Here is a 22066-nt window from a genome sequence, read left to right on the forward strand (position 1 = left end):
CAACCGAGGCGCGCATTCTACGCTTTCCTCAGAGCCTGTCAAGCGTTTATTTTGAAGTTTTTTGCGAGAAACTCGTTTAACTTCAGACACTTGGCTCGCTGCGATCTCTCGTAGCGGGAGGCGAATCATACAGCGTTTAAAACCGCTGTCAACCACCATTTCAACCGCTTGCGATCATTCGATCGTAGCCCTTTCAACGCCACCTTAACTATTTAACTCATTGAATATCAAGGAGTTTTTCGTTCCGATGTCGCTGGAAGTGGGGCGCATTATAAGGGGATTCGAAACCGCGTCAACCGTTAATTTCAAGAAACCTTAACATCGCTGAAAAGCAAAGCGGGGAGGCCTGACGGCCTCCCCGCTTTTCAGCAACACCGGACAGCTCTACAGCACGCCCGCATCACGCAAGCGCCGCACCTCTCCCGCTTGCAGCCCCAACACTTCCTCCAGCACCAACTCAGTGTGCTCACCCAACAGTGGCGGCGCCCGGCGATACTCCACTGGCGTCTCCGACAACCGTATCGGGCTTGCCACCTGCGGAACGCTACCCGCCAACGGATGGGGAATGCTCACCGCCAAACCCCGAGCCAGCACCTGAGGGTCCTGAAACATCTGCGCCAGGTCATTGATCGGCCCACATGGCACGCCCGCAGCTTCCAACTGGCTTACCCACTCCGCCGTGGTCTTGAACACCGTGGCCTGGCGGATCAAAGGAATCAGCTCCGCCCGGTTGGCTACCCGCAGCTTGTTAGTGGCGAAACGCGGATCATCCGCCCATTGTGGCTGCCCGGCCACTTCGGCGAACTTGCGGAACTGACTGTCGTTGCCCACGGTAAGAATGAAGTCACCATCCGCCGTCGGGAAATCCTGGTAGGGCACTATATTGGGATGCGCATTACCTAGCCGGCGAGGCGGGACACCCGTAGTCAGGTAATTCATTGCCTGGTTCGCCAGGCAAGCCACCTGCACATCGAGCAATGCCATATCGACATGTTGCCCCACCCCGGCCTGATCCCGGTGGGCGAGGGCAGCGAGCATCGCCACCGTGGAATACAGCCCGGTAAGGATGTCGGTAAGCGCCACCCCCACCTTGACCGGCCCTGCACCTTCCTCGCCCTCCGGGCGACCGGTCAGGCTCATCAGCCCGCCCAACCCCTGAATCATGAAATCGTAACCCGCACGCTTGGCATAGGGGCCGGTCTGGCCAAACCCCGTGATGGAGCAATAGATAAGCTGCGGATTGATCGCCTTCAGGCTCTGGTAGTCCAACCCATAAGCAGCCAGACCGCCCACCTTGAAGTTCTCGATGACGATATCGGACTTGGCTGCCAGCTCACGCACCAGGCGCTGCCCCTCAGGCTGGGTGAAGTCGATGGTCACCGAGCGCTTGTTGCGGTTGGCCGACAGGTAATAAGCCGCCTCGCTGGTATTGTCACCCGCAGCATCCTTCAGGAAGGGCGGGCCCCACGCGCGCGTGTCATCACCACTGCCCGGGCGCTCGACCTTGATCACGTCAGCGCCCAGGTCAGCGAGAATCTGGCCAGACCATGGGCCAGCCAACACGCGCGAAAGGTCCAGCACCCGCAGATGTGATAGCGCGCCCATGGGCTGGCTCCTTATTAATAGAAGGCCTGGATACCGGTTTGCGCACGCCCCAGGATCAATGCATGCACGTCGTGCGTGCCTTCGTAGGTGTTGACGACCTCCAGATTGACCAGGTGACGGGCCACGCCGAACTCGTCGGAGATGCCATTACCACCCAGCATGTCACGCGCCATGCGGGCAATATCCAGCGCCTTGCCGCAGGAGTTGCGCTTCATGATCGAAGTGATCTCCACCGCAGCCGTCCCTTCGTCCTTCATGCGCCCCAAGCGCAGGCAGCCCTGCAGTGCCAGGGTGATTTCGGTCTGCATGTCAGCCAGCTTCTTCTGGATCAGCTGATTGGCAGCCAGCGGGCGACCGAATTGCTGGCGATCCAGCGTGTACTGACGCGCAGTGTGCCAGCAGGCTTCCGCAGCACCCAGCGCCCCCCAGGAGATGCCATAACGGGCTGAGTTAAGGCAAGTGAACGGACCTTTGAGGCCGCGCACATCCGGGAAGATGTTCTCTTCTGGCACGAACACATTGTCCATGACGACTTCACCGGTAATGGAGGCGCGCAGGCCAACCTTGCCATGGATAGCCGGCGCACTCAGGCCTTCCCAGCCCTTTTCCAGCACAAAGCCGCGGATATCACCGGCATCGTCCTTGGCCCAGACCACGAATACATCAGCGATCGGGCTGTTGGTAATCCACATCTTGCTGCCGGTCAGGCGGTAGCCGCCATCTACCTTCCTGGCGCGGGTAATCATCGAGCCTGGGTCAGAGCCGTGGTTAGGCTCAGTCAGGCCGAAACAACCGATCCACTCACCACTGGCCAGCTTGGGCAGGTATTTCTGCTTTTGTGCTTCGGTACCGAACTCATTGATCGGGACCATGACCAGCGACGACTGCACACTCATCATCGAGCGGTAGCCCGAGTCGATACGCTCCACTTCACGCGCAATCAGGCCATAGCACACGTAGTTCAGGCCGCTGCCGCCGTACTGCTCAGGGATGGTGGCCCCCAGCAGGCCGACTTCACCCATCTCGCGGAAGATCGCCGGGTCAGTCTGCTCGTGGCGGAACGCTTCAAGTACACGAGGGGCCAGCTTGTCCTGGGCGAACTGATAAGCGCTGTCACGCACCATGCGCTCTTCTTCAGTGAGCTGCTGATCCAGCAGCAGCGGGTCGATCCAGTTGAAGCTTGCTTTACCGGCCATGAGCGAAATCCTCGAAATAGGGGGCAGTTTCTTGTGCCTTTGAGCCTAGGCCTGATCGGCCGCCGGGACAAACGAGGATTGCGCACCAATTAGTGATAATTTGTCACTTCGTAAATCGGCAAAACGCCATATTGACAGCCTTACAAGTGAGGTTGACGTACATGCGCCGCAAGATCCCCAGTACCGCCGCCTTGGTTTGCTTCGAGGCGGCAGCACGCAACGAGAGCTTTACCAAGGCCGCCCAGGAGCTGGCCCTGACCCAGGGCGCCGTTTGTCGCCAAATTGGCGGCCTGGAGGCCTTTCTCAATGTGGAACTGTTCCGACGCTCGCGCCGCGGCGTGAAGCTGACCGAAGCAGGCCTTTCCTATAGCCGTCAGGTTGCCGCCCAACTGGACGCCGTGGAGCGCGATACCTTGTCGGTGATGGGCCAGCAGGGGGCCAGCGTGATCGAACTGGCAGTGGTGCCTACCTTCGGCACTCAATGGCTGCTTCCGCGCCTCAAGGACTTCCAGCAACGCCACCCGGAGGTCACGGTCAACCTCACCAACCGAACCCGGCCATTCCTGTTCGCCGACACTTCGTTCGATGCCGCAATCTATTTCGGTGATGCTGACTGGTCCGGCACCCAGTCTCACCGGCTGATGGGGGAAAACCCGGTCCCCGTCTGCAGCCCGGCATTGCTGGCCGGGCAGGGCATGCTTGAAGCACAGCGCATCGCCCAACTACCTCTGCTGCAGCAAAGCACGCGCCCCTATGCCTGGCGGCAATGGTTCGGCAGCTTGGGGATGAATGTGGAGCGCGACATGACAGGGCCGCGCTATGAACTATTCTCGATGCTCGCCCAGGCGGCCATACATGAAATGGGGATCGCGCTGATTCCGCCGTTCCTGATCCAGCGCGAACTGGAGGAGGGTAGGCTGGTGGTCGCTAACAGGCATGCCCTCGATAGCGACAAGGCCTACTATCTGATGATTCCGGAGCGCAAGGTGGAATCGGCATCACTACGCGCCTTCCGGGACTGGCTGGTAAGCCAGGCCCACGCCTACACCGCAAGAAAATGAGCAGTGCGACAAATTGACCCTGTAGTCAATTATTTTAAACACCTACAGATATATGGATTTGTCGCATATCCGTAAACTGTTATGCAAGCCAGAAAATACCCTTTAACCCTGCTAAGCGCGCGGCCTTGCGGGTTATTTTGCGACACTCAGCGTGCCGTAAGCGAAATGACTGAAAAATTTTTGTTTTTTTCTCCTAATCTGCCAATAGCCCATGCTTGACGGGCTACAGCCTTACTGCTGCGACAAGCGGTCACAGGGTGACTTGTAGTTTTAACTTCGTTTCGCTCCAGAATCGGTTGAAGGCCCCTTGGTTCGTCTGCAAAATGCTTCGCCCGCCCGGGAACTGGCGGGTCGGCGCTCCACAACCGCCCCAGCGCACCATCCGAAGTGTGCTGGCTTTTACAAAGACAAAAGGTCACCGCAGGAGAAAAGTCGTGCACATTGGTGTTCCTCTCGAGACGCAGACCGGTGAGACAAGGGTCGCTGCGACCCCGGAAACCATCAAGAAACTGATTGGCCAGGGCCATCAGGTCACCGTCCAACGGGGGGCAGGGCTTAACGCCGCCATTCCGGACAGTGCCTATGAGGCCGTGGGTGCTTCCATGGGGAATGCCGCCGACGCCTACGGCGCCCAATTGGTACTCAAAGTGGTCGCCCCCAACGACCAGGAACTGACCCTGATCAACAGTGGCAGCCTTCTGGTGGGCATGCTCAACCCCTTCAACAGCGAACTGATCGGCAAAATGGCCGAACGCGGCATTACCGCCTTCGCCCTGGAAGCCGCACCGCGTACATCGCGGGCGCAAAGCCTGGACGTGCTGTCGTCGCAAGCCAACATCGCCGGTTACAAGGCTGTGTTGCTGGCGGCCCATCACTACCCGCGCTTCATGCCCATGCTGATGACCGCTGCCGGTACCGTTAAGGCCGCGCGCGTGTTGATTCTGGGTGCGGGCGTTGCCGGCCTGCAGGCCATCGCCACGGCCAAGCGCCTGGGCGCAGTGATCGAAGCGTCCGACGTACGCCCGGCCGTGAAAGAGCAGATCGAGTCGCTGGGCGCCAAGTTCATCGACGTGCCCTACGAGACCGATGAGGAGCGCGAATGCGCCGAAGGGGTGGGTGGTTACGCCCGCCCGATGCCGGCCAGCTGGATGCAACGCCAGGCCCAGGCCGTGCATGAGCGCGCCAAGCAGGCGGATATCGTCATCACCACCGCACTGATCCCCGGCCGCAAGGCTCCGACCTTGCTCAGCGCCGAAACCGTCGCGCAAATGAAGCCTGGCTCGGTGGTCATCGACCTCGCTGCAGCCCAGGGTGGCAACTGTCCGCTGACGGTTGCTGACCAGGTCGTGCAGGAAAACGGCGTGACCATTGTCGGCCCGACCAACCTGCCTGCCCAAGTGGGTGCCGATGCCTCGGCGCTGTATGCACGCAACCTGCTGGACTTCATGAAGCTGCTGTTCGACAAGGACGGCGCACTGGTCATCAACCTCGAAGACGACATCGTCGCGGCCTGCCTCATGTGCCGCGATGGCCAGGTCGTCCGCAAGAACGGCTAAGGAGCACGACAATGGAAGATATGCTGATTTCCCACGGCATCTACAACCTGATCATCTTCGTGCTGGCCATCTATGTGGGCTACCACGTGGTCTGGAACGTCACCCCGGCATTGCACACCCCATTGATGGCGGTCACCAATGCCATCTCGGCAATCGTTATCGTCGGCGCCATGCTGGCCGCGGCCCTGACCGTTACCCCGGCAGGCAAGCTGATGGGCACCCTGGCCGTGGCCCTGGCCGCGGTCAACGTGTTCGGTGGCTTCCTGGTCACCCGCCGTATGCTTGAGATGTTCAAGAAGAAAGCCAAGAACGAGGGGCAGAAGTAAGCATGAGCATGAATCTGGTAACACTTCTGTACCTGGTTGCGTCGATCTGCTTCATCCAGGCGCTCAAGGGCCTGTCGCACCCGACCACTTCGCGGCGCGGCAACCTGTTCGGCATGATCGGCATGGGGATCGCCATCCTCACAACCGTCGGCCTTATCTATAAGCTGGGGGCAGAGCTTGCTACTGCCGGCATCGGCTACGTGATCGTCGGCCTGCTGGTTGGTGGTACCGCCGGTTCGATCATGGCCAAGCGCGTCGAAATGACCAAGATGCCGGAGCTGGTCGCCTTCATGCACAGCATGATCGGCCTTGCTGCGGTGTTCATTGCCATCGCGGCCGTGTTGGAGCCGCAGTCGATGGGCATCGTTGCCGCCATCACCGACCCGATCCCTACCGGCAACCGTCTGGAGTTGTTCCTGGGTGCTGCAATCGGTGCCATCACCTTCTCCGGCTCGGTAATCGCCTTCGGCAAGCTGTCGGGCAAGTACAAGTTCCGCCTGTTCCAGGGCGCACCGGTACAGTTCGCCGGCCAGCATAAGCTGAACCTGATCCTCGGCCTGACCACCATTGCCCTGGGCCTGCTGTTCACCTTCACCGGCCACTACAGTGCCTTCACCCTGATGCTGGTTCTGGCCTTCATCATGGGTGTGCTGATCATTATTCCGATCGGTGGCGCCGACATGCCGGTGGTGGTGTCGATGCTCAACAGCTACTCGGGCTGGGCTGCGGCCGGCATCGGTTTCTCGCTGAACAACTCGATGCTGATCATTGCAGGTTCGCTGGTAGGTTCGTCCGGCGCCATCCTCTCGTACATCATGTGCAAGGCGATGAACCGTTCGTTCTTCAACGTCATCCTTGGCGGCTTCGGCGGTGACACCGATACGGGTGCGGCGCAAGGCTCCAAAGAGCAGCGCCCGGTGAAGTCCGGCTCGGCCGACGACGCCACTTTCCTGCTCAGCAACGCCGACAGCGTAATCATCGTGCCGGGATATGGCCTGGCGGTGGCCCGTGCCCAGCACGCGCTGAAGGAGCTGACCGAAAAGCTGACCCACAACGGCGTAACCGTGAAGTACGCGATCCACCCAGTGGCAGGCCGCATGCCCGGGCACATGAACGTATTGCTGGCCGAGGCCGAAGTACCTTACGACCAGGTGTTCGAAATGGAAGACATCAACGCCGAATTCGGTCAGGCCGACGTGGTGTTGGTGCTGGGTGCCAACGATGTGGTCAACCCGGCGGCGAAGAACGATCCGAAATCGCCCATTGCCGGCATGCCGATCCTCGAAGCCTTCAAGGCCAAGACCATCATCGTCAACAAACGCTCCATGGCCAGCGGCTATGCCGGCCTGGACAACGAACTGTTCTACCTGGACAAGACCATGATGGTGTTCGGTGACGCCAAGAAAGTGATCGAAGACATGGTCAAGGCTGTGGACTGATACCCACGGCTGAAAACCAGCGGATATAAAGGAAGCCCCGGTCAGAATCTGCCGGGGCTTTTCTTTTATTGATCCGGATCAACGGCTCTACTTCAGGGCTTCTCATACGACCATGGTCGTGGGACGGCAATGGGCGAAATCTCTAGACTGCGCTGCAGTAGTTTCAGTAGCCCGAGATAACAATCCATGTACCGTGATCGTATCCGCTTGTCCTCCCTGCACAGCAAGGTAATGAGTGCGGCTGATGCCGCTGGTCTGATCGAGGACGGCATGACCGTCGGCATGAGCGGTTTCACCCGCGCCGGTGAAGCCAAAGCCGTACCGCATGCACTGGCCGAACGTGCCAAGCAGTCGCCACTGAAAATCAGCCTGATGACCGGCGCCAGCCTGGGCAACGACCTGGACAAGCAACTGACCGAGGCCGGCGTGCTGGCTCGCCGCATGCCATTCCAGGTCGACAGCACCCTGCGCAAGGCCATCAACGACGGCCAGGTGATGTTCATCGACCAGCACCTGTCGGAAACCGTCGAGCAACTGCGCAACCAGCAGCTGAAACTGCCGGACATCGCCGTCATCGAAGCCGTGGCCATTACCGAGCAAGGCCACATCGTGCCAACCACGTCGGTAGGCAACTCGGCCAGCTTCGCGATCTTCGCCAAGCAGGTGATTGTCGAGATCAACCTCTCGCACAACCCCAACCTGGAAGGCCTGCACGACATCTATATCCCGACCTACCGCCCGACCCGCACGCCAATCCCGCTGGTCAAGGTCGACGACCGTATCGGCAGCACCGCCATCCCGATCGACCCGGCCAAGATCGTCGGCATCGTCATCAGCGACCAGCCGGACTCCCCATCCACCGTGCTGCCGCCGGATGACGAAACCCAAGGCATTGCCGACCACCTGATCAACTTCCTCAAGAAAGAAGTTGAAGCTGGTCGCATGACCAACAAGCTCGGCCCGCTGCAGGCCGGTATCGGCAGCATTGCCAACGCCGTAATGTGCGGCCTGATCGAATCGCCGTTCGAAGACCTGACCATGTACTCCGAAGTACTGCAGGACTCCACCTTCGACCTGATCGATGCCGGCAAGCTGAGCTTCGCTTCGGGCAGCTCGATCACCTTGTCCACTCGCCGTAATGCCGACGTATTCGGCAACCTTGAGCGCTACAAGGACAAGCTGGTGCTGCGCCCGCAAGAGATCTCCAACCACCCGGAAGTGGTGCGTCGCCTGGGCATCATTGGTATCAACACCGCACTGGAGTTCGATATCTACGGCAACGTCAACTCCACCCACGTGTGCGGCACCAAAATGATGAACGGCATTGGTGGCTCGGGTGACTTCGCCCGTAACGCCCACCTCGCTGTGTTCGTCACCAAGTCGATTGCCAAAGGCGGCGCGATTTCCAGTGTGGTGCCGATGGTCAGCCATGTCGACCACACCGAGCACGACGTGGACATCCTGGTCACCGAGCAAGGCCTGGCCGACCTGCGTGGCTTGGCACCACGCGAGCGGGCACGGGCGATTATCGACAACTGTGTGCACCCAGACTACCGCGCTGCGCTGAACGATTACTTCGATCGTGCCTGCCAGCGTGGCGGCCATACCCCGCACATTCTGCGTGAAGCGCTGAGCTGGCACGAAAACCTGGAAGAAACCGGGCGCATGCTGGCTAGCTGATCAATTCGTGATCCGGAACAGCGTGTGCTGTTCCGGTCACGCGCTCTGCAGGAGCGGCTTTAGCCGGGAATACCGGCACAGCCGGTGCCATCCTCCGTGTCGCCTGTTCCGCGGGCAAGCCCGCTTCCGCAACACCCTTACAATCTCCATTAAAAACTGTTCTACTGTACTGGTATTTCTGCCAGTCCTTCCTCCTGAAATTCCCCCATCAGCCAAAAACGCACCAATAGCGTGCAGACCAGTACAGTTGCGCTTGTTTCGGGTGCAACAGTAGGGTTACACAGTTAACTGAGTCATCGTCTTTCAACTGAACTGTATCTACTGTTATGGACGACAGAGGAGGATCATTGGCATCAGTTAAATCACTACCTAATCCCGCCATAAGCGGAAGGATGAAGCATCATGGAACGTACCCTCAGTTCCGGTCTGGTTTTTGAAAGCAACGCCCAGCAATCCAACGCCTCGCTGCCGCTGCGCGCACTGTCCACCCTGCTGCTGTGGCAGCGCCGTATGGCTAGCCGCCGTCAATTGGCTCGCCTGGACGCCCGTCTGCTGGCCGACGCCGGTATCAGCGAGTCGCAGCGTTACGAAGAGCTGAGCAAGCCTTTCTGGCGCTAAGCACCGGCTTGCCGGCTTCGGCCGGCACCGCGAATTCCCGAAACCCGTTGCAGGTAACTGCAACGGGTTTTTTGCATTCAGGCCGCATGCTAGAGCCTCTCGCAAACAAATAGGTACAGTTTTGATAATCAAAAAAAACATAGATACAGTTTGTTGGCGCGCTTTTCATTAACATCCAGAAACACCGGCGCGTGATACGCTTGGCTTCACAGTCTGGTAGAACCCACTGTTAAAAGTACCGTGACGAGCTGTGCGAGCGTCCGATAAGCAGAACCACCCGACCCTAGTCCAGGAGTCCACGATCATGTCCCGTAAATACCTGATTGGCGCCGCCCTGATGCTGAGCCTGGCCGGCACCGCAAACGCCACCAGCTTCGTTGTCACCACCGACGCCGTCGTTGGCGCGGTAGCCGCGTCCACCGATGCCACTTCCGATATCTCCTCCTCGTTCAAAGACGACAAGATCGTCAAGGCCGCCCGCGACGATGCCGCTGCCTTTGTTGGCAGCCAGGGCGACATCCGCGGTGCCAAACTGGAAAGCGCCTTCTTGCACATCCGCTCGCAAGCACCCGCGTTGCAGGCCAGCGATGCGCAACTGGCCCAGGCCATCCTGGCACTCTGACGCCAGCTGAGCCCTCTGGCTGTGCTGGTGGCTACCAGCACAGCCATCCAGCCTTTGCGCCCCACCTTTCCAGCTGTTGTAGAGCCCATGCGTTATCTGTTGCCGCTGCTGTTTTCTGTTGCAGGCATGGCCAGCGCCCATGCCATGGATACCACCACGCAAAGCCTGGTCATTACCGGCTATGTCACCAGCCAGGTCACCACTGCACCCTTCGATCGCAAACTGGTCCGCCAGGCGCGCGACGATGCGGCGGCCTTCGTGGCCAGCGACGGCCAGATCCGCGGTGTGCGGCTGGAAGCTGCGCTGGAATCATTACGCCACAATTGTGCACGGCACGCCGTCGGCGACCTGGAACTGGCGCAGGCAATTCTCGTCCAATAACTACACCTGACTCCCTGTATTTTTCGGAGATGCTCCATGCGTAAACCGCTGATTGCCGCTACCCTCGGCATGCTGCTGCTGGCCGACCTGGCCCAGGCACAGACCCTGGTGGCCACCAGCAATATCATCGTGCGTGCCTTTGGCCGCTCGATCGACTTCACCTCGGACACCACCACCTCGATTCGCGACTCCAAAGTGGTGCGCGAAGCCCATGACGACGCTGCAAGCTTCGTCGCCAGCAACGGTGACATTCGCGGCGCCCAGCTTGAGGCGGCCTTCAACACCCTGCGCGAGCGCGTGCCAGAAGCGCGTGGCGCCAGCGACCAGGTATTGGCCGAAGCCATCCTCGCACTGTGAAACGCGTGCGTGCCTGGCTGCTCGGCTGCGCCCTGACGCTGCCCGGCACGCCCGTATTGGCCGACCTGCAGCTTCAGCTGCAGGCAACCGGCCTGGACCCGCAGCAAACCCAAGCCACCCAGGCCCTGCTCGATGAGGCCTTGGGCAAGCTGCCCCCCCGATTCAAGCAGCAGCTGGACCGCCGCGTGCGGGTCAGCTGGAGCGACAGCATGCCGGCAGATGCCTACGGCCAGGCATCGCTGGTGTCCACCCTTGAGCTCAATCGACGCCTGCTGCCCGGTCTCACCGACGGCAGCGCTGCTACCGAACGCACCAACCGCCCCCATGGCACGGTGCGCGAAGAATTGCTGGCCACCGTGCTGCACGAGCTTACCCATATCTACGACCGTGCCCGGCTGTGGCCCGCTGCCGAGCATTCGATGATTGCCCGCTGCAAGCGCCAGCAAGGCACGCTGGGCAAAATCGGCCTGCCCGAAGCGTGCCGGGGCCAGGCCGAACGCCGCTTCACCCTCAGCGACGACCCGCGTTTGCTCGACCTGGCGGGTTGGCAACAGTACGTAGGCCGTCGTGGCGAGCGCGAGCAGCACAATGGTCAGTTCGTGCGCAGCCCCGACAGTTATGAACTGAGCAGCCCCAAGGAGTACATCGCGGTCAACATGGAGTACTTCCTCCTCGACCCGAGCTACGGTTGCCGCCGCCCGGCGCTGAACCAGTACCTGCGCGAGCACTTCGGCTGGGCACCGCAACAGGACACCTGCGCCAAGGGCCTGCCGTTCATCAATGCCGGCAGCGACTTTGCCCGCCAGCCGCTGGGTGAAATCGACCCTGAGCGGGTCTATGAAGTGGACTACCTGCTGGCCGAAGCCAACCAGAATCTGGTCAGCCGCTGGGGCCACAGCATGCTGCGTCTGGTGATCTGCAAGCCGGGCCGCCCACGCGGGCCGGACTGCCGCCTGGACCTCGACCAGAGCCTGGTGCTGTCGTATCGCGCTTTCGTCAACGATGTGCAGCTGTCCAGCTGGGACGGCCTGGTCGGCAACTACCCCTCGCGGCTATTCGTGTTGCCGCTGGGCCAGGTAATCGACGAGTACACCAAGACCGAGCTGCGCAGCCTGGCTTCCGTGCCCTTGAGGCTAAACCGCGACGAAATCGAGCGCCTCGTACGCCAGGCCGCCGAAATGCACTGGAGCTACGACGGCAATTACTGGTTCCTGTCCAACAACTGTGCCGTGGAGTCGTTGAAATTGCTGCGCAGCGGTACCGCCAACCCACGCCTCAACGACCTCGACAGCATCATGCCCAACGGCTTGCTGGCAGTGCTCAAGGGCAGGGGGCTGGCAGACACCAGCGTGCTGGATGACCCGCGTGAGGCGCTGCGCCTGGGCTACCGGTTCGATTCCTATCGCGACCGCTACCAGGCCATGTTCGAGGTGCTGCGCAAACAGCTGCCGATCAAGCAGGCCCTGGTCGAAGACTGGCTGGCACTGGATGCCGAGCAGCGCCGTCCATGGTTTGCCAAGGCCGACCTGCGCACCAGCGCCGCGTTACTGCTGCTCGAACAGGCCAGCTTGCGCCGGCAACTGCTGCTGGCCCAGGACGAGGTCAAGCAGCGCTACCTGAATGCCGCTGCCTTGAAAGATGGCAGCGTCAGCAAGGCCGATGCGACCCTCAAGCAGATGCTCGCCAACAGCGGCTTTCTCAGCCGCCCGGCAGAACTGCTCGATGCCAAGGGCTACGGGCTGCCGCAGCCCGACGAGCGCAAGCACCTTGAGCAGGTGAGCAGCGAACGCCAGGCACAGTTGTTGCGTTTGAGCACCAGCCTGGACAAAGAGGTGAGGGCGCTGCTGGAGCCGTCTCGGGCCAAGGAAATTGCGGCTGTCGAGGCCAATGTGAAGCAGATTGGCGAACATTTGCGGGCACTGCACAAGGCAGCGGGAGGCCTGCAGCTGTGATGTTGCCTACAGTTTCTCTTCTGCCTCCGAAGGCAAATCCTCATCCAGGTGCAACCAAGGCAACCGGCTACCCACCCAGATATGCCGGTTGGCCCTGACCCGCTCCGGGTGATCCAGCGTCGCCACCGTCACATCGACCGTTTCCGGGCTATGGGTAGTCATCAGCGCCACATGCGCCCCGCACTGCCCACAGAAGTACCGGCTGCAACTGGCCGGCGCCACATAGCAGTTCGGCTCACCCGCCAACCACTGAAACCCCGCGCGGGGCAGGGTGAGCCAGGTCACCACCAACCCACCGCTTACCCGCCGGCAAATCGAACAATGGCAGTGGGCGATGTCTGTCAGGTCACCCACCAGCCTGTAACGCAAGGCGCCACAATGGCAGCCCCCTTCGGTTACATCCTGCATCACCTACCTCTCGTCGCCTTTGCTTCGGCGAAAGCTGGCTGAAAGCTTGCGCTCATAGGATAGCCCCCACTACCGGCACAAGACCGGTCAGCCAGGGCACCCGGTAATTACCGAGCCCGGCCCAATCAACAACAACAATGGTGATTCTGATGTATTCCTGTGCCCGCCTTCCTGCAGTCCCCCTCCGCATGCTCCCTGCGCAGCGCCCGACGCGCTGATCCGCCCGAATCGACATTCCTTTCGCCGCGCCACGCCTGGAGTATTGCCATGCTGACCTTCCTCGGCTTTGCCATGGTCATCACCTTCATGTACCTGATCATGACCAAGCGCCTGTCGGCCTTGATCGCGCTGATTCTGGTACCGATCCTGTTCGCCCTGTTCGGCGGTTTCTCCGCCAAGATCGGCCCCATGATGCTCGAAGGCATCAGCAAGCTCGCGCCCACCGGTGTGATGCTGATGTTCGCCATCCTCTATTTCGCCTTGATGATCGACTCCGGTCTGTTCGACCCGGCCGTGCGCAAGATCCTCAAACTGGTCAAGGGCGACCCGCTTAAAGTCTCTGTCGGTACCGCCGTGCTGGCCCTGGTGGTCTCGCTCGACGGTGACGGCGCCACCACCTACATGATCTGCTGCGCCGCCATGCTGCCGATGTACAGCCGCCTGGGCATGAGCCCGCGGATCATGGCCGGCCTGATCATCCTGGCCGGTGGGGTGATGAACATGACGCCGTGGGGTGGCCCGACCGCCCGCGCCGCCAGTGCCCTGCACGTAGACCCGTCGGACATTTTCGTACCGATGATCCCGGCCATGCTGTTCGGCGTGCTGGCAATTCTGGCCATCGCCTACATGTACGGTAAACGTGAACGTGCCCGCCTGGGTGAGCTGCACCTGCCGACTGACGACATCGACCACAGCGAAATTACCGTTTCGCAGTACCCTGACGCGCGCCGGCCCAAACTGCTGTACTTCAACGGTGCCCTGACTGCTGCCCTGATGGTCGCACTGATTGCCGGTGTGCTGCCGCTGCCCGTGCTGTTCATGATTGCCTTCAGCATCGCCATGATCGTCAACTACCCGTGCCTGCAGCAGCAAAAGGATCGCATCGCCGCCCACGCTGGCAGCGTGCTGGCCGTGACCGGGCTGATCTTCGCCGCCGGTATCTTTACTGGCATCCTGTCGGGTACCGGCATGGTCGATGCCATGTCCAAGAGCCTGCTGGCCGTCATCCCCGAAGCACTGGGCCCTTATCTGGCGGTGATCACCGCGATCGTGAGCATGCCGTTCACCTTCTTCATGTCCAACGATGCCTTCTACTACGGCGTGCTGCCGGTACTGGCCGAAGCCGCCAGCCACTACGGCATCACCCCGGTGGAAATGGCCCGTGCATCGATCGTCGGGCAACCGGTTCACCTGCTTAGCCCCTTGGTGCCGTCGACCTACCTGCTGGTGGCCCTGGCCGGCATCGAGTTTGGCGATCATCAGCGCTTCACGCTCAAGTGGGCAGTGCTGGTATGCCTGTGCATAATGTTCGCCGCGCTGCTGATGGGCATTTTCCCGCTGTTCAGTAGTCTTTAATAAACGCGTATTAGTCTGACGCGACGCGCCTCGACAGGGGCGTGTCGCCTTTATCGTTCGAAGGAAAACACATGGAATGGCTGACCAGCCCGGAAATCTGGGTTGCCTTTTTCACCCTTACCGCGCTTGAGATCGTCCTCGGTATCGACAACATCATCATGATCTCGATCCTGGTCAGCCGCATGCCCAAGCACATGCAGCCACGCACCCGGATCTTCGGCCTGGCCCTGGCCATGGTCACCCGTATCATGCTGCTGCTATCGATTACCTGGGTCATGCGCCTTACCGCCGACCTGTTCGTGGTGTTCGGCCAAGGCATCTCCGGACGTGACCTGATCCTGTTCTTCGGTGGCCTGTTCCTGCTGTGGAAAAGCTCGCAAGAGATCTACCACGGCCTGGAAGGCGAGGACGAAAACGCCGAAGAGCCGAAAGGTGCGGGCGGCAAGTTCTTCTACACCATCATCCAGATCGCCATCATCGACATCGTGTTCTCGCTGGACTCGGTAATTACTGCGGTGGGTATGGTTTCCCACGTACCGGTGATGATTGCCGCCATCGTCGTTGCCGTGCTGGTGATGATGCTGTGCGCCGGCGCCATCAGCAATTTCATCGACAAGCACCCGTCGCTGAAGATGCTCGCGCTGTCGTTCCTGATCGTGGTCGGTACCGTGCTGATCGCCGAAGCGTTCGAGGTGCATGTGCCGAAGGGCTACGTCTACTTCGCCATGGCCTTCTCGCTGGCGGTGGAAGCCATCAACATCCGCATGCGCACCGCCCTGGCCCGCAAGGAAGGCAAAGAGCATGAGCCGGTGAAACTGCGCAAGGACATTCCGGGTCAGTAAGACCAGGAAGCGCAAACCACAAAGGGTCCTTCGCAGGGCCCTTTTTCATGTCTGATCGGTTTCAAACACATGACAGCCATGCGAAGCTGGCGACAGCTGCGCAAAACAACTAAAGCTTTGAGTGAGCACCGAAAATTCTTCAAACGCTCACGTTTCTTTTCTTGGCCCGCTGGGCCAGTGCAACAGGGGGCTTTCGCCATGCTGACCCTGCTCAACCTGCTCTCGGCCGTGACGCTTCTGGTCTGGGGCACCCACATCGTACGTACCGGCATTCTCCGCGTGTTCGGCTCGAACCTGCGGCGCATCATTAGCCAGAACATGGACAAGCGCCCGCTGGCGTTCATTGCCGGCATACTGGTCACGGCCATGGTGCAGAGCAGTAACGCCACGGCCATGCTGGTCACGTCCTTCGTCGGCCAGGGCCTGATGGCCATGACCCCGGCCCTGGCGATCATGCTGGGTGCCGATGTGGGTACCGCGCTGATGGCCCGGGTACTCACTTTCGACCTGTCCTGGCTATCACCCCTGCTGATATTCCTGGGCGTGATCTTCTTCCTCTCACGTAAGCAGACACGGGCTGGCCAACTGGGCCGTGTCGGTATCGGGCTTGGCCTGATCATCCTGGCACTGGAGCTGATCGTGCAGGCAGCTGCGCCGATCACCCACGCCCAAGGCGTGAAAGTGCTGTTTGCTTCGCTGACCGGCGACATCATGCTCGACGCCTTGGTCGGCGCCATGTTCGCCATGATTTCCTATTCCAGCCTCGCCGCCGTGCTGCTTACCGCAACATTGGCCGGTGCCGAGGTCATCAGCCTGCCGGTGGCCATTGGCCTTGTGGTCGGTGCCAACATCGGTAGCGGCTTACTGGCCTTCATCAGCACCAGCATGCAGAACACTGCCGGGCGCCGTGTGGCGTTGGGCAGCTTGCTCTACAAGCTGATCGGCCTGCTGCTGATCATCCCTGTGCTGCACCCATTGGTGGAGTGGATGGACTCGCTCAGCTTCAGCCCGCAAGAGCTGGTCATCGGCTTCCACCTGCTCTACAACACCCTGCGCTGCCTGCTCATGCTGCCCACGGTCAAACTCATGGGCCGGCTGTGCAACAGCCTGCTGCCCGAGCGGGAAAACGGCAACGGCCAGATCCGACCGCGCCACCTCGACGCCTCGGCACTGGAAACACCCAGCCTGGCGCTTGCCAACGCTGCCCGCGAAACCCTGCGTCTGGGCGATATCGTCGACAGCCTGCTTGAAGCCATGCTGGGGGCCCTGCGCGGCACCCAGACTGCCCTGCCACAGCAGGTTCGCGCCCTGGGTGAGGATGCCGACGCCCTGTACAGCGCCATCAAGCTTTACCTTGCGCAGATGTCGCGCGAAGATCTCAGCGAGCAGGACAACCGCCGCTGGGCCGAGATCATCGAGCTGGCCATCAACCTCAAGCTCGCCTGCGACCTCATCGAGCGCATGTTGCGCAAGGTCCAGCAGCAGAAAACCAGCCAGCGCCGGGAGTTTTCCCAGGTGGGGCTGGAAGAGCTGACCGGGCTGCAAGAGCAATTGTTAGCCAACCTGCGCCTTGGCCTGTCGGTATTCCTTAGCGCCGACCCGGAAAGCGCCCGCTTGCTGCTCAAGGAAAAACGCCGTTTTCGCGCCCAGGAACGGCGCCTGGCGCATGCCCACGTCAGCCGCTTGCAGCGTAAGGTGGTGCAAAGCATCGAAACCAGTTCGCTACACTTGGAGCTGATCGCCGACATGAAGCGGTTGAACTCTTTGTTCTGCAGCAGTGCCTATGTGGTACTGGGCGGCTCCGACACCGGCGGGCTGATGCTCGACAGTGTGCCGGACGAAGCCCGCCTGCCGTGAATGCCTACCTGAGGACCGAAGCTCGCCCATGCGTTGCCTGATGTTCGTTTGCCTGCTGATCTGCAGCCTGCCCTCATTGGCCCTCGACCGCTCGCGGGTTGAGGGCTACCTGCTGCCCAACGGCCTGCAGGTCATTCTAAAAAACGGCTACGAGCGCGACCATGTGGCGATTCGCCTGGTGGTCGGGGTGGGCCTGGACGACTTCGATTGCGAACAGAAAGAGCTGCCGCACCTGCTTGAGCACCTGCTGTTCAGCGGCATCGACGAAACCGGCGAGGGCGGCCTTGAAGAGCGCCTGCAATCGCTCGGCGGCGAGTGGAATGCCTACACCAGCAGCGCCGACACCACGTTTGTCATCGAAGCCCCCGCACGCAACCAGCGAAAAGTGCTCGACCTGCTGCTGGCGGTAATCCGCGACACCCGTATCGATGACAAAGCCCTGGTCACCGCCAAGCGCATCATCGAGCGCGAAGATGGTGGCCACTATGGGCACCTGCAGCGCTGGCTCGACCGCCAGGATATCGGCCACCCTGCCAGTGACCAGCTGGCGACCGAGCTGGGCCTGAAATGTCCGGAGCGCTCCAATATCGACGACATGACCCTGGAGCAGGTACAAGCCTTGCGTGACCGCTGGTACGCCGCCAACAACATGACCCTGATCATGGTCGGCGGCCTCGATCGCTTGCTGCCAGCCTACCTGGAACGCACCTTTGGCGAACTGCCAGCCACCGAGCCGGAAGAACGCCGCAACCTGGAAAGCATTACCCAGCAGGCCGAGCAGCGCCGCGACCTGACCCGGGGCTGGTTGGGCGATAGCGTCAAGCTGCATTGGTTGTTCATCGAGCCGGTCCTGGACAACGACCATCAGGCCACCCTCGACCTGCTGTCGCGTTACCTGGACTGGGCGCTGTACGACCAGCTACGCCTGCGCAACGGGCTGTCCTACGGGCCATCGGTGCAGCGTGAAAGCTTTGGCGATACCGGCCTGCTCAGCCTCAATGCCGACCTGGAACGCGACGACATCGACAAGGCGGTGAAGGTGATGCGGGCGTTGTTCGAGCACCTGCGCAAGGAAGGCCTCGACCCGGACACCTTCGCCCGCGTCAAGGACGCCAGCGTTGCCAAGGAAAGCTGGAGCACCCAGGGCAACAGTGCCTTGGCCGACTACTATTGGGGGGCGCTGAACGACTACACCGACGGGCGCTTTGCCAACCCGGTGCGCAAGTTGCGACAGGTTAGCCTGGAGCAGGCCAATGAGGCGCTGAAGGCATTGCTGAAGGAAGAGGGTTACTTGCGTATCGAGAAGCCGTTGCTTGGCTATGACGAGCTGTACGGGCTGGCCGCGCTGGTGGTGGGGGTGATATTGGCGGCCGGGTTGCTGCGCTGGCGGCGGCATGGCCCGCAACGGCCGAGTGGTGCTACACGAGAACGGTAGATCAGCGGTATCCTTTTGCCAGTACCGGCCTCTTCGCGGGCATGCCCGCGAAGAGGCCCGGCACAGCCACCTCATCCTTTCTGTTGTAGCCCCTAATGCCCCAAATACCCCGCATAGTCCTGCGCATCATCGAACTGCTCAAACGCTACCCCGGCATCATCGCGCTCTGTGGTTTCCTCTCTGGTATCGGCAGCTTCATCCTGGTCGACCGCCAAGCCGGCCTGGCCAGCTGGGTAGCCGTGCTCATGCTGATCAGCTGGGTCTGGCTGATGCTGGAGAACACCCTGACCGGCCTGTTCGCCCGCACCTTCAATCGCGAAATCCCGCAGCCGCTGCTGCGCTACGCGACGCAGATGATCCACCAGGAAACGCTGTTTTTCGTGCTGCCGTTCTTCTTCATCACCACCACCTGGAACAGCGGCCAGCTGGTGTTTACCGGTTTGCTCGGCGCCGCAGGCCTGATTTCGATCATCGACCCGCTGTACTACAAGTGGCTGGCGCCTCGGCGCTGGCTGTTCCTGGCGCTGCATACCCTGACATTGTTTGCCGCCCTGCTGACCGCGCTGCCGATCATCCTGCACCTGACCACCGCGCAAAGCTTCAAGCTGGCCCTGATCGCCGCCATGGCCCTGTCGTTCCCCAGCCTGGCCAGCAGCTTCCCGATCAATACCTGGCGGCGCGGCGTCGCCTTGGTGCTGGTTACCCTGTCGGTGGGTGCCGGGGGCTGGCTGCTGCGTTCCTGGGTGCCGCCGGCCACCCTGTGGATGACCGAAGTGGCGGTGAGCACCGAAGTGCTGAATCGCCAACCGGGCGACTCGCTGGACGAAATAGCCGCCAGCCGCATTCGCAGCAGCGGCCTGTATGCCTACACCGCCATCAACGCACCACGCGGCCTGAACGAGCGGATTTACCACGTGTGGCAGAAGGACGGCAAAGAGGTCGACCGCATCGCTCTGGACATCCACGGCGGGCGCAAGGAAGGCTACCGGGCCTGGACCCACAAGCAGAACTTCCCGCCAAACCCGGTGGGCAAATGGCAGGTGCGGGTGTTGACCGAGGATGGCCAGGTGATTGGCGTGCTGCGCTTCAAGGTGGTCGATGACGCGCCGGCACAGTGATTGAATGGGGGCCGCTTTGCGGCCTCCAAACCCAACAGACAGCACATAATCACCAAACAGCCCATGGCTGCTGCGCTATGATCAGCCCCAAAGCCTTAGCGCCGAGTCAGTAGCATGGAGCCAATGACCCCCCCCAGTGCCACCCTGGACACCAGCAGCCAACCGGCCTGCCTGCGTATAACCGGTGACTGGACCCTGGCGCACTACGCCAGCCTCAAGCGCGAGAGCGAACGCCTGCGAGCGCAGTCCACCCCCGACACCGTCGCCGACCTCAGCCAGCTGGGCCGCCTGGACACTGCGGGCGCCTCGTTGCTGGCCGAACTGCTGGGTTCCGAGCGCCTGTCCCACTGCACCCAAGACCTGCCCAAAGCCAGCCGTGCGCTGCTCAAGAACGTTTACTGTTCGGTGCAGGACTACTGCATCCCGGTCAAGGAACCCGAGCGCAATGTGCTGATCTTGCTGCTGGAACGCATCGGCCGCGCCGTCGGCACGTTGTGGCAGGACAGCATGCAATTGCTGGGCTTTGTCGGCGTGATCCTCGAAACCTTGCTGCGTCGAGCCCTGCAACCACACCGCTGGCGCATTACCCCGGTTGTGGCCCACATCGAGCAGACCGGCCTGGACGCCGCCCCTATCGTCGCCTTGCTGACCTTCCTGGTGGGTGCGGTGGTGGCCTTTCTCGGCGCCACGGTGCTGGCCGACTTCGGTGCAACGGTCTTCACGGTCGACCTGGTGGCATTCTCGTTTCTGCGCGAGTTCGCCGTGCTGCTCACCGCCATCCTCATGGCCGGCCGCACCGCCAGCGCGTTCACCGCGCAGATCGGCTCGATGAAGGCCAACGAGGAAATCGACGCCATCCGCACCCTGGGCCTGAACCCGATGGAACTGCTGGTGGTTCCACGGGTACTTGCACTGCTGATCTCACTGCCACTGCTCACCTTCGTCGCGATGATTTGCGGCATTGTCGGTGGCGCAGTGGTATGCGCCCTGACGCTGGATATCTCACCGGCCATGTTCCTTTCACTGCTGCAAAGCGACATCGGCGTGCAGCACTTCCTGGTGGGCCTGGCCAAGGCGCCGTTCTTCGCCTTCCTTATCGCGGCCATCGGCTGCCTGGAAGGCTTCAAGGTCAGTGGCAGCGCCGAGTCGGTAGGCGCGCATACAACATCGGCAGTGGTGCAATCGATTTTCGTGGTCATCGTGCTGGACGCGGTGGCTGCCCTGTTCTTCATGGAGATGGGCTGGTGAGTGGCCAGGAAACCGTTATCGAGGCGCGCGGCATCTGCAACCGCTTCGGCCGCCAGGTGGTGCATGAAAACCTCGACCTGGACTTGTACCGCGGCGAAATCCTCGCCGTGGTAGGCGGTTCGGGCAGCGGCAAGTCGGTGCTGCTGCGCAGCATCATTGGCCTGCGCCGGCCCAACGAAGGGCAGATCAAGGTGTTTGGCCAGGACCTCGCCGGCCTGCGTGAAGCGCAGCGTTCCCTGGTCGAGCGGCGCTTTGGCGTGTTGTTCCAGAAGGGCGCGCTGTTCTCTTCGCTGACCGTTACCGAGAACGTGGCCTTGCCGCTGATCGAACACGCCGGGCTGTCCCGCGCCGACGCCGAACACCTGGCAGGCGTTAAGCTGGCCCTGGCCGGGCTGCCGATATCCGCCGCCGACAAGTACCCGTCTTCGCTGTCGGGGGGCATGATCAAACGTGCCGCGCTGGCCCGAGCCCTGGCTCTGGACCCTGACATCCTGTTCCTCGATGAACCCACCGCAGGCCTGGACCCGATCGGCGCTGCCGCGTTCGACCAGCTGATCCTTACCCTGCGCGATGCCCTTGGCCTGTCGGTGTTCCTCATCACCCACGACCTCGACACCCTGTACACCATCACCGACCGCATCGCGGTGCTGTCACAAAAGAAGGTTTTGGTGGCCGGCCCGCTGGCTGAAGTCGAGCAGACCAACGACGCCTGGATTCAAGAATACTTTCATGGCCCCCGCGGGCGTGCAGCCGAGCAGGCCGCCACCCGTGCCGGGCAGGAGCGCTGAGC

General features: G+C 61.4%; 20 protein-coding genes. 17 read left to right on the forward strand and 3 right to left on the reverse strand.

The genetic code is table 11. The features are described from left to right. Window positions 1–384 precede the first annotated feature (384 nt). Window positions 385–1605, reverse strand: coding sequence for a CaiB/BaiF CoA transferase family protein (locus B9A31_RS00005; RefSeq protein ID WP_019099180.1), 1221 nt, complete (start codon window positions 1603–1605; stop codon window positions 385–387). Between the two features lie 14 nt (window positions 1606–1619). After that, the gene (locus B9A31_RS00010; RefSeq protein WP_019099181.1) at window positions 1620–2801 is read right to left on the reverse strand and encodes an acyl-CoA dehydrogenase; all 1182 of its coding nucleotides are present in this window, start codon (window positions 2799–2801) and stop codon (window positions 1620–1622) included. A gap of 161 nt (window positions 2802–2962) precedes the next feature. On the opposite strand from B9A31_RS00010, the gene B9A31_RS00015 reads away from it, so the two are divergent. The 10 genes from B9A31_RS00015 to B9A31_RS00060 all read left to right on the forward strand — a co-directional run bounded on the left by B9A31_RS00015 (window position 2963) and on the right by B9A31_RS00060 (window position 12793). After that, entirely contained in the window at window positions 2963–3862 is a 900-nt protein-coding gene (locus tag B9A31_RS00015) for a LysR family transcriptional regulator (RefSeq protein WP_026020486.1), read from the forward strand. A 434-nt stretch (window positions 3863–4296) separates the two neighbouring features. After that, window positions 4297–5418 carry a Re/Si-specific NAD(P)(+) transhydrogenase subunit alpha gene (locus B9A31_RS00020; RefSeq protein ID WP_019099182.1) on the forward strand — a complete coding sequence of 374 codons (1122 nt, stop codon included), beginning with the start codon at window positions 4297–4299 and terminating at the stop codon, window positions 5416–5418. Between the two features lie 11 nt (window positions 5419–5429). Further along, window positions 5430–5744 (forward strand): NAD(P) transhydrogenase subunit alpha part 2, encoded by a 315-nt coding sequence (locus B9A31_RS00025; RefSeq protein ID WP_016484308.1) that lies wholly within the window; start codon window positions 5430–5432, stop codon window positions 5742–5744. 2 nt (window positions 5745–5746) lie between these two features. Further along, window positions 5747–7183: an NAD(P)(+) transhydrogenase (Re/Si-specific) subunit beta gene (locus B9A31_RS00030; RefSeq protein ID WP_019099183.1), complete on the forward strand. Its 1437-nt coding sequence runs from the start codon at window positions 5747–5749 to the stop codon at window positions 7181–7183. 186 nt (window positions 7184–7369) lie between these two features. Continuing rightward, complete coding sequence (locus B9A31_RS00035; RefSeq protein ID WP_016712872.1) at window positions 7370–8863, forward strand: acetyl-CoA hydrolase/transferase family protein; 1494 nt, start codon at window positions 7370–7372, stop codon at window positions 8861–8863. A 402-nt stretch (window positions 8864–9265) separates the two neighbouring features. Next, window positions 9266–9481, forward strand: coding sequence for a DUF1127 domain-containing protein (locus B9A31_RS00040; protein WP_003256968.1), 216 nt, complete (start codon window positions 9266–9268; stop codon window positions 9479–9481). 304 nt (window positions 9482–9785) lie between these two features. Next, window positions 9786–10103, forward strand: coding sequence for a DUF2388 domain-containing protein (locus tag B9A31_RS00045; RefSeq protein WP_016712871.1), 318 nt, complete (start codon window positions 9786–9788; stop codon window positions 10101–10103). A gap of 87 nt (window positions 10104–10190) precedes the next feature. Next, window positions 10191–10484 carry a DUF2388 domain-containing protein gene (locus B9A31_RS00050; RefSeq protein ID WP_016712870.1) on the forward strand — a complete coding sequence of 98 codons (294 nt, stop codon included), beginning with the start codon at window positions 10191–10193 and terminating at the stop codon, window positions 10482–10484. A 36-nt stretch (window positions 10485–10520) separates the two neighbouring features. Then, entirely contained in the window at window positions 10521–10841 is a 321-nt protein-coding gene (locus B9A31_RS00055; protein WP_012316830.1) for a DUF2388 domain-containing protein, read from the forward strand. Further along, window positions 10838–12793 (forward strand): DUF7844 domain-containing protein, encoded by a 1956-nt coding sequence (locus tag B9A31_RS00060; RefSeq protein WP_084296570.1) that lies wholly within the window; start codon window positions 10838–10840, stop codon window positions 12791–12793. Before B9A31_RS00055 ends, B9A31_RS00060 begins: the two co-directional genes overlap by 4 nt. A 6-nt stretch (window positions 12794–12799) precedes the next feature. On the opposite strand, the gene B9A31_RS00065 is transcribed toward B9A31_RS00060, so the two are convergent. After that, complete coding sequence (locus B9A31_RS00065) at window positions 12800–13201, reverse strand: GFA family protein (RefSeq protein WP_019099185.1); 402 nt, start codon at window positions 13199–13201, stop codon at window positions 12800–12802. Between the two features lie 267 nt (window positions 13202–13468). Here B9A31_RS00065 and B9A31_RS00070 point away from each other — a divergent pair, with 267 nt between their 5' ends. The 7 genes from B9A31_RS00070 to B9A31_RS00100 all read left to right on the forward strand — a co-directional run bounded on the left by B9A31_RS00070 (window position 13469) and on the right by B9A31_RS00100 (window position 22064). Further along, entirely contained in the window at window positions 13469–14776 is a 1308-nt protein-coding gene (locus tag B9A31_RS00070; RefSeq protein ID WP_016712867.1) for a CitMHS family transporter, read from the forward strand. A 71-nt stretch (window positions 14777–14847) separates the two neighbouring features. Next, complete coding sequence (locus B9A31_RS00075) at window positions 14848–15618, forward strand: TerC family protein (RefSeq protein WP_016712866.1); 771 nt, start codon at window positions 14848–14850, stop codon at window positions 15616–15618. A gap of 198 nt (window positions 15619–15816) precedes the next feature. After that, complete coding sequence (locus B9A31_RS00080) at window positions 15817–17475, forward strand: Na/Pi cotransporter family protein (protein ID WP_019099186.1); 1659 nt, start codon at window positions 15817–15819, stop codon at window positions 17473–17475. Between the two features lie 28 nt (window positions 17476–17503). Further along, window positions 17504–18910: a M16 family metallopeptidase gene (locus B9A31_RS00085; RefSeq protein WP_025754197.1), complete on the forward strand. Its 1407-nt coding sequence runs from the start codon at window positions 17504–17506 to the stop codon at window positions 18908–18910. Between the two features lie 95 nt (window positions 18911–19005). Beyond that, complete coding sequence (locus B9A31_RS00090; protein WP_019099188.1) at window positions 19006–20028, forward strand: DUF5924 family protein; 1023 nt, start codon at window positions 19006–19008, stop codon at window positions 20026–20028. A 114-nt stretch (window positions 20029–20142) separates the two neighbouring features. Then, the gene (locus B9A31_RS00095) at window positions 20143–21276 is read left to right on the forward strand and encodes an ABC transporter permease (protein WP_019099189.1); all 1134 of its coding nucleotides are present in this window, start codon (window positions 20143–20145) and stop codon (window positions 21274–21276) included. Next, a complete protein-coding gene (locus B9A31_RS00100; RefSeq protein ID WP_016712861.1) occupies window positions 21273–22064 on the forward strand; it encodes an ABC transporter ATP-binding protein in 792 nt (263 codons plus the stop codon). The genes B9A31_RS00095 and B9A31_RS00100 overlap by 4 nt, the downstream gene beginning before the upstream one ends. Window positions 22065–22066 lie beyond the last annotated feature (2 nt).

This window comes from Pseudomonas sp. URIL14HWK12:I5, from assembly GCF_900176445.1.
Lineage (GTDB): Bacteria > Pseudomonadota > Gammaproteobacteria > Pseudomonadales > Pseudomonadaceae > Aquipseudomonas > Aquipseudomonas monteilii.

What these genes read in the sequence shown, in the direction of transcription:
- B9A31_RS00055 (WP_012316830.1), top strand. Translation starts at nt 10,521, where the DNA reads ATGCGTAAACCGCTGATTGCCGCTACCCTCGGCATGCTGCTGCTGGCC.
- B9A31_RS00050 (WP_016712870.1), top strand. Translation starts at nt 10,191, where the DNA reads ATGCGTTATCTGTTGCCGCTGCTGTTTTCTGTTGCAGGCATGGCCAGC.
- B9A31_RS00030 (WP_019099183.1), top strand. Translation starts at nt 5,747, where the DNA reads ATGAGCATGAATCTGGTAACACTTCTGTACCTGGTTGCGTCGATCTGC.
- B9A31_RS00045 (WP_016712871.1), top strand. Translation starts at nt 9,786, where the DNA reads ATGTCCCGTAAATACCTGATTGGCGCCGCCCTGATGCTGAGCCTGGCC.
- B9A31_RS00085 (WP_025754197.1), top strand. Translation starts at nt 17,504, where the DNA reads ATGCGTTGCCTGATGTTCGTTTGCCTGCTGATCTGCAGCCTGCCCTCA.
- B9A31_RS00015 (WP_026020486.1), top strand. Translation starts at nt 2,963, where the DNA reads ATGCGCCGCAAGATCCCCAGTACCGCCGCCTTGGTTTGCTTCGAGGCG.
- B9A31_RS00070 (WP_016712867.1), top strand. Translation starts at nt 13,469, where the DNA reads ATGCTGACCTTCCTCGGCTTTGCCATGGTCATCACCTTCATGTACCTG.
- B9A31_RS00090 (WP_019099188.1), top strand. Translation starts at nt 19,006, where the DNA reads ATGCCCCAAATACCCCGCATAGTCCTGCGCATCATCGAACTGCTCAAA.
- B9A31_RS00040 (WP_003256968.1), top strand. Translation starts at nt 9,266, where the DNA reads ATGGAACGTACCCTCAGTTCCGGTCTGGTTTTTGAAAGCAACGCCCAG.
- B9A31_RS00095 (WP_019099189.1), top strand. Translation starts at nt 20,143, where the DNA reads ATGGAGCCAATGACCCCCCCCAGTGCCACCCTGGACACCAGCAGCCAA.
- B9A31_RS00025 (WP_016484308.1), top strand. Translation starts at nt 5,430, where the DNA reads ATGGAAGATATGCTGATTTCCCACGGCATCTACAACCTGATCATCTTC.
- B9A31_RS00065 (WP_019099185.1), bottom strand. Translation starts at nt 13,201, where the DNA reads ATGCAGGATGTAACCGAAGGGGGCTGCCATTGTGGCGCCTTGCGTTAC.
- B9A31_RS00075 (WP_016712866.1), top strand. Translation starts at nt 14,848, where the DNA reads ATGGAATGGCTGACCAGCCCGGAAATCTGGGTTGCCTTTTTCACCCTT.
- B9A31_RS00010 (WP_019099181.1), bottom strand. Translation starts at nt 2,801, where the DNA reads ATGGCCGGTAAAGCAAGCTTCAACTGGATCGACCCGCTGCTGCTGGAT.
- B9A31_RS00005 (WP_019099180.1), bottom strand. Translation starts at nt 1,605, where the DNA reads ATGGGCGCGCTATCACATCTGCGGGTGCTGGACCTTTCGCGCGTGTTG.
- B9A31_RS00080 (WP_019099186.1), top strand. Translation starts at nt 15,817, where the DNA reads ATGCTGACCCTGCTCAACCTGCTCTCGGCCGTGACGCTTCTGGTCTGG.
- B9A31_RS00035 (WP_016712872.1), top strand. Translation starts at nt 7,370, where the DNA reads ATGTACCGTGATCGTATCCGCTTGTCCTCCCTGCACAGCAAGGTAATG.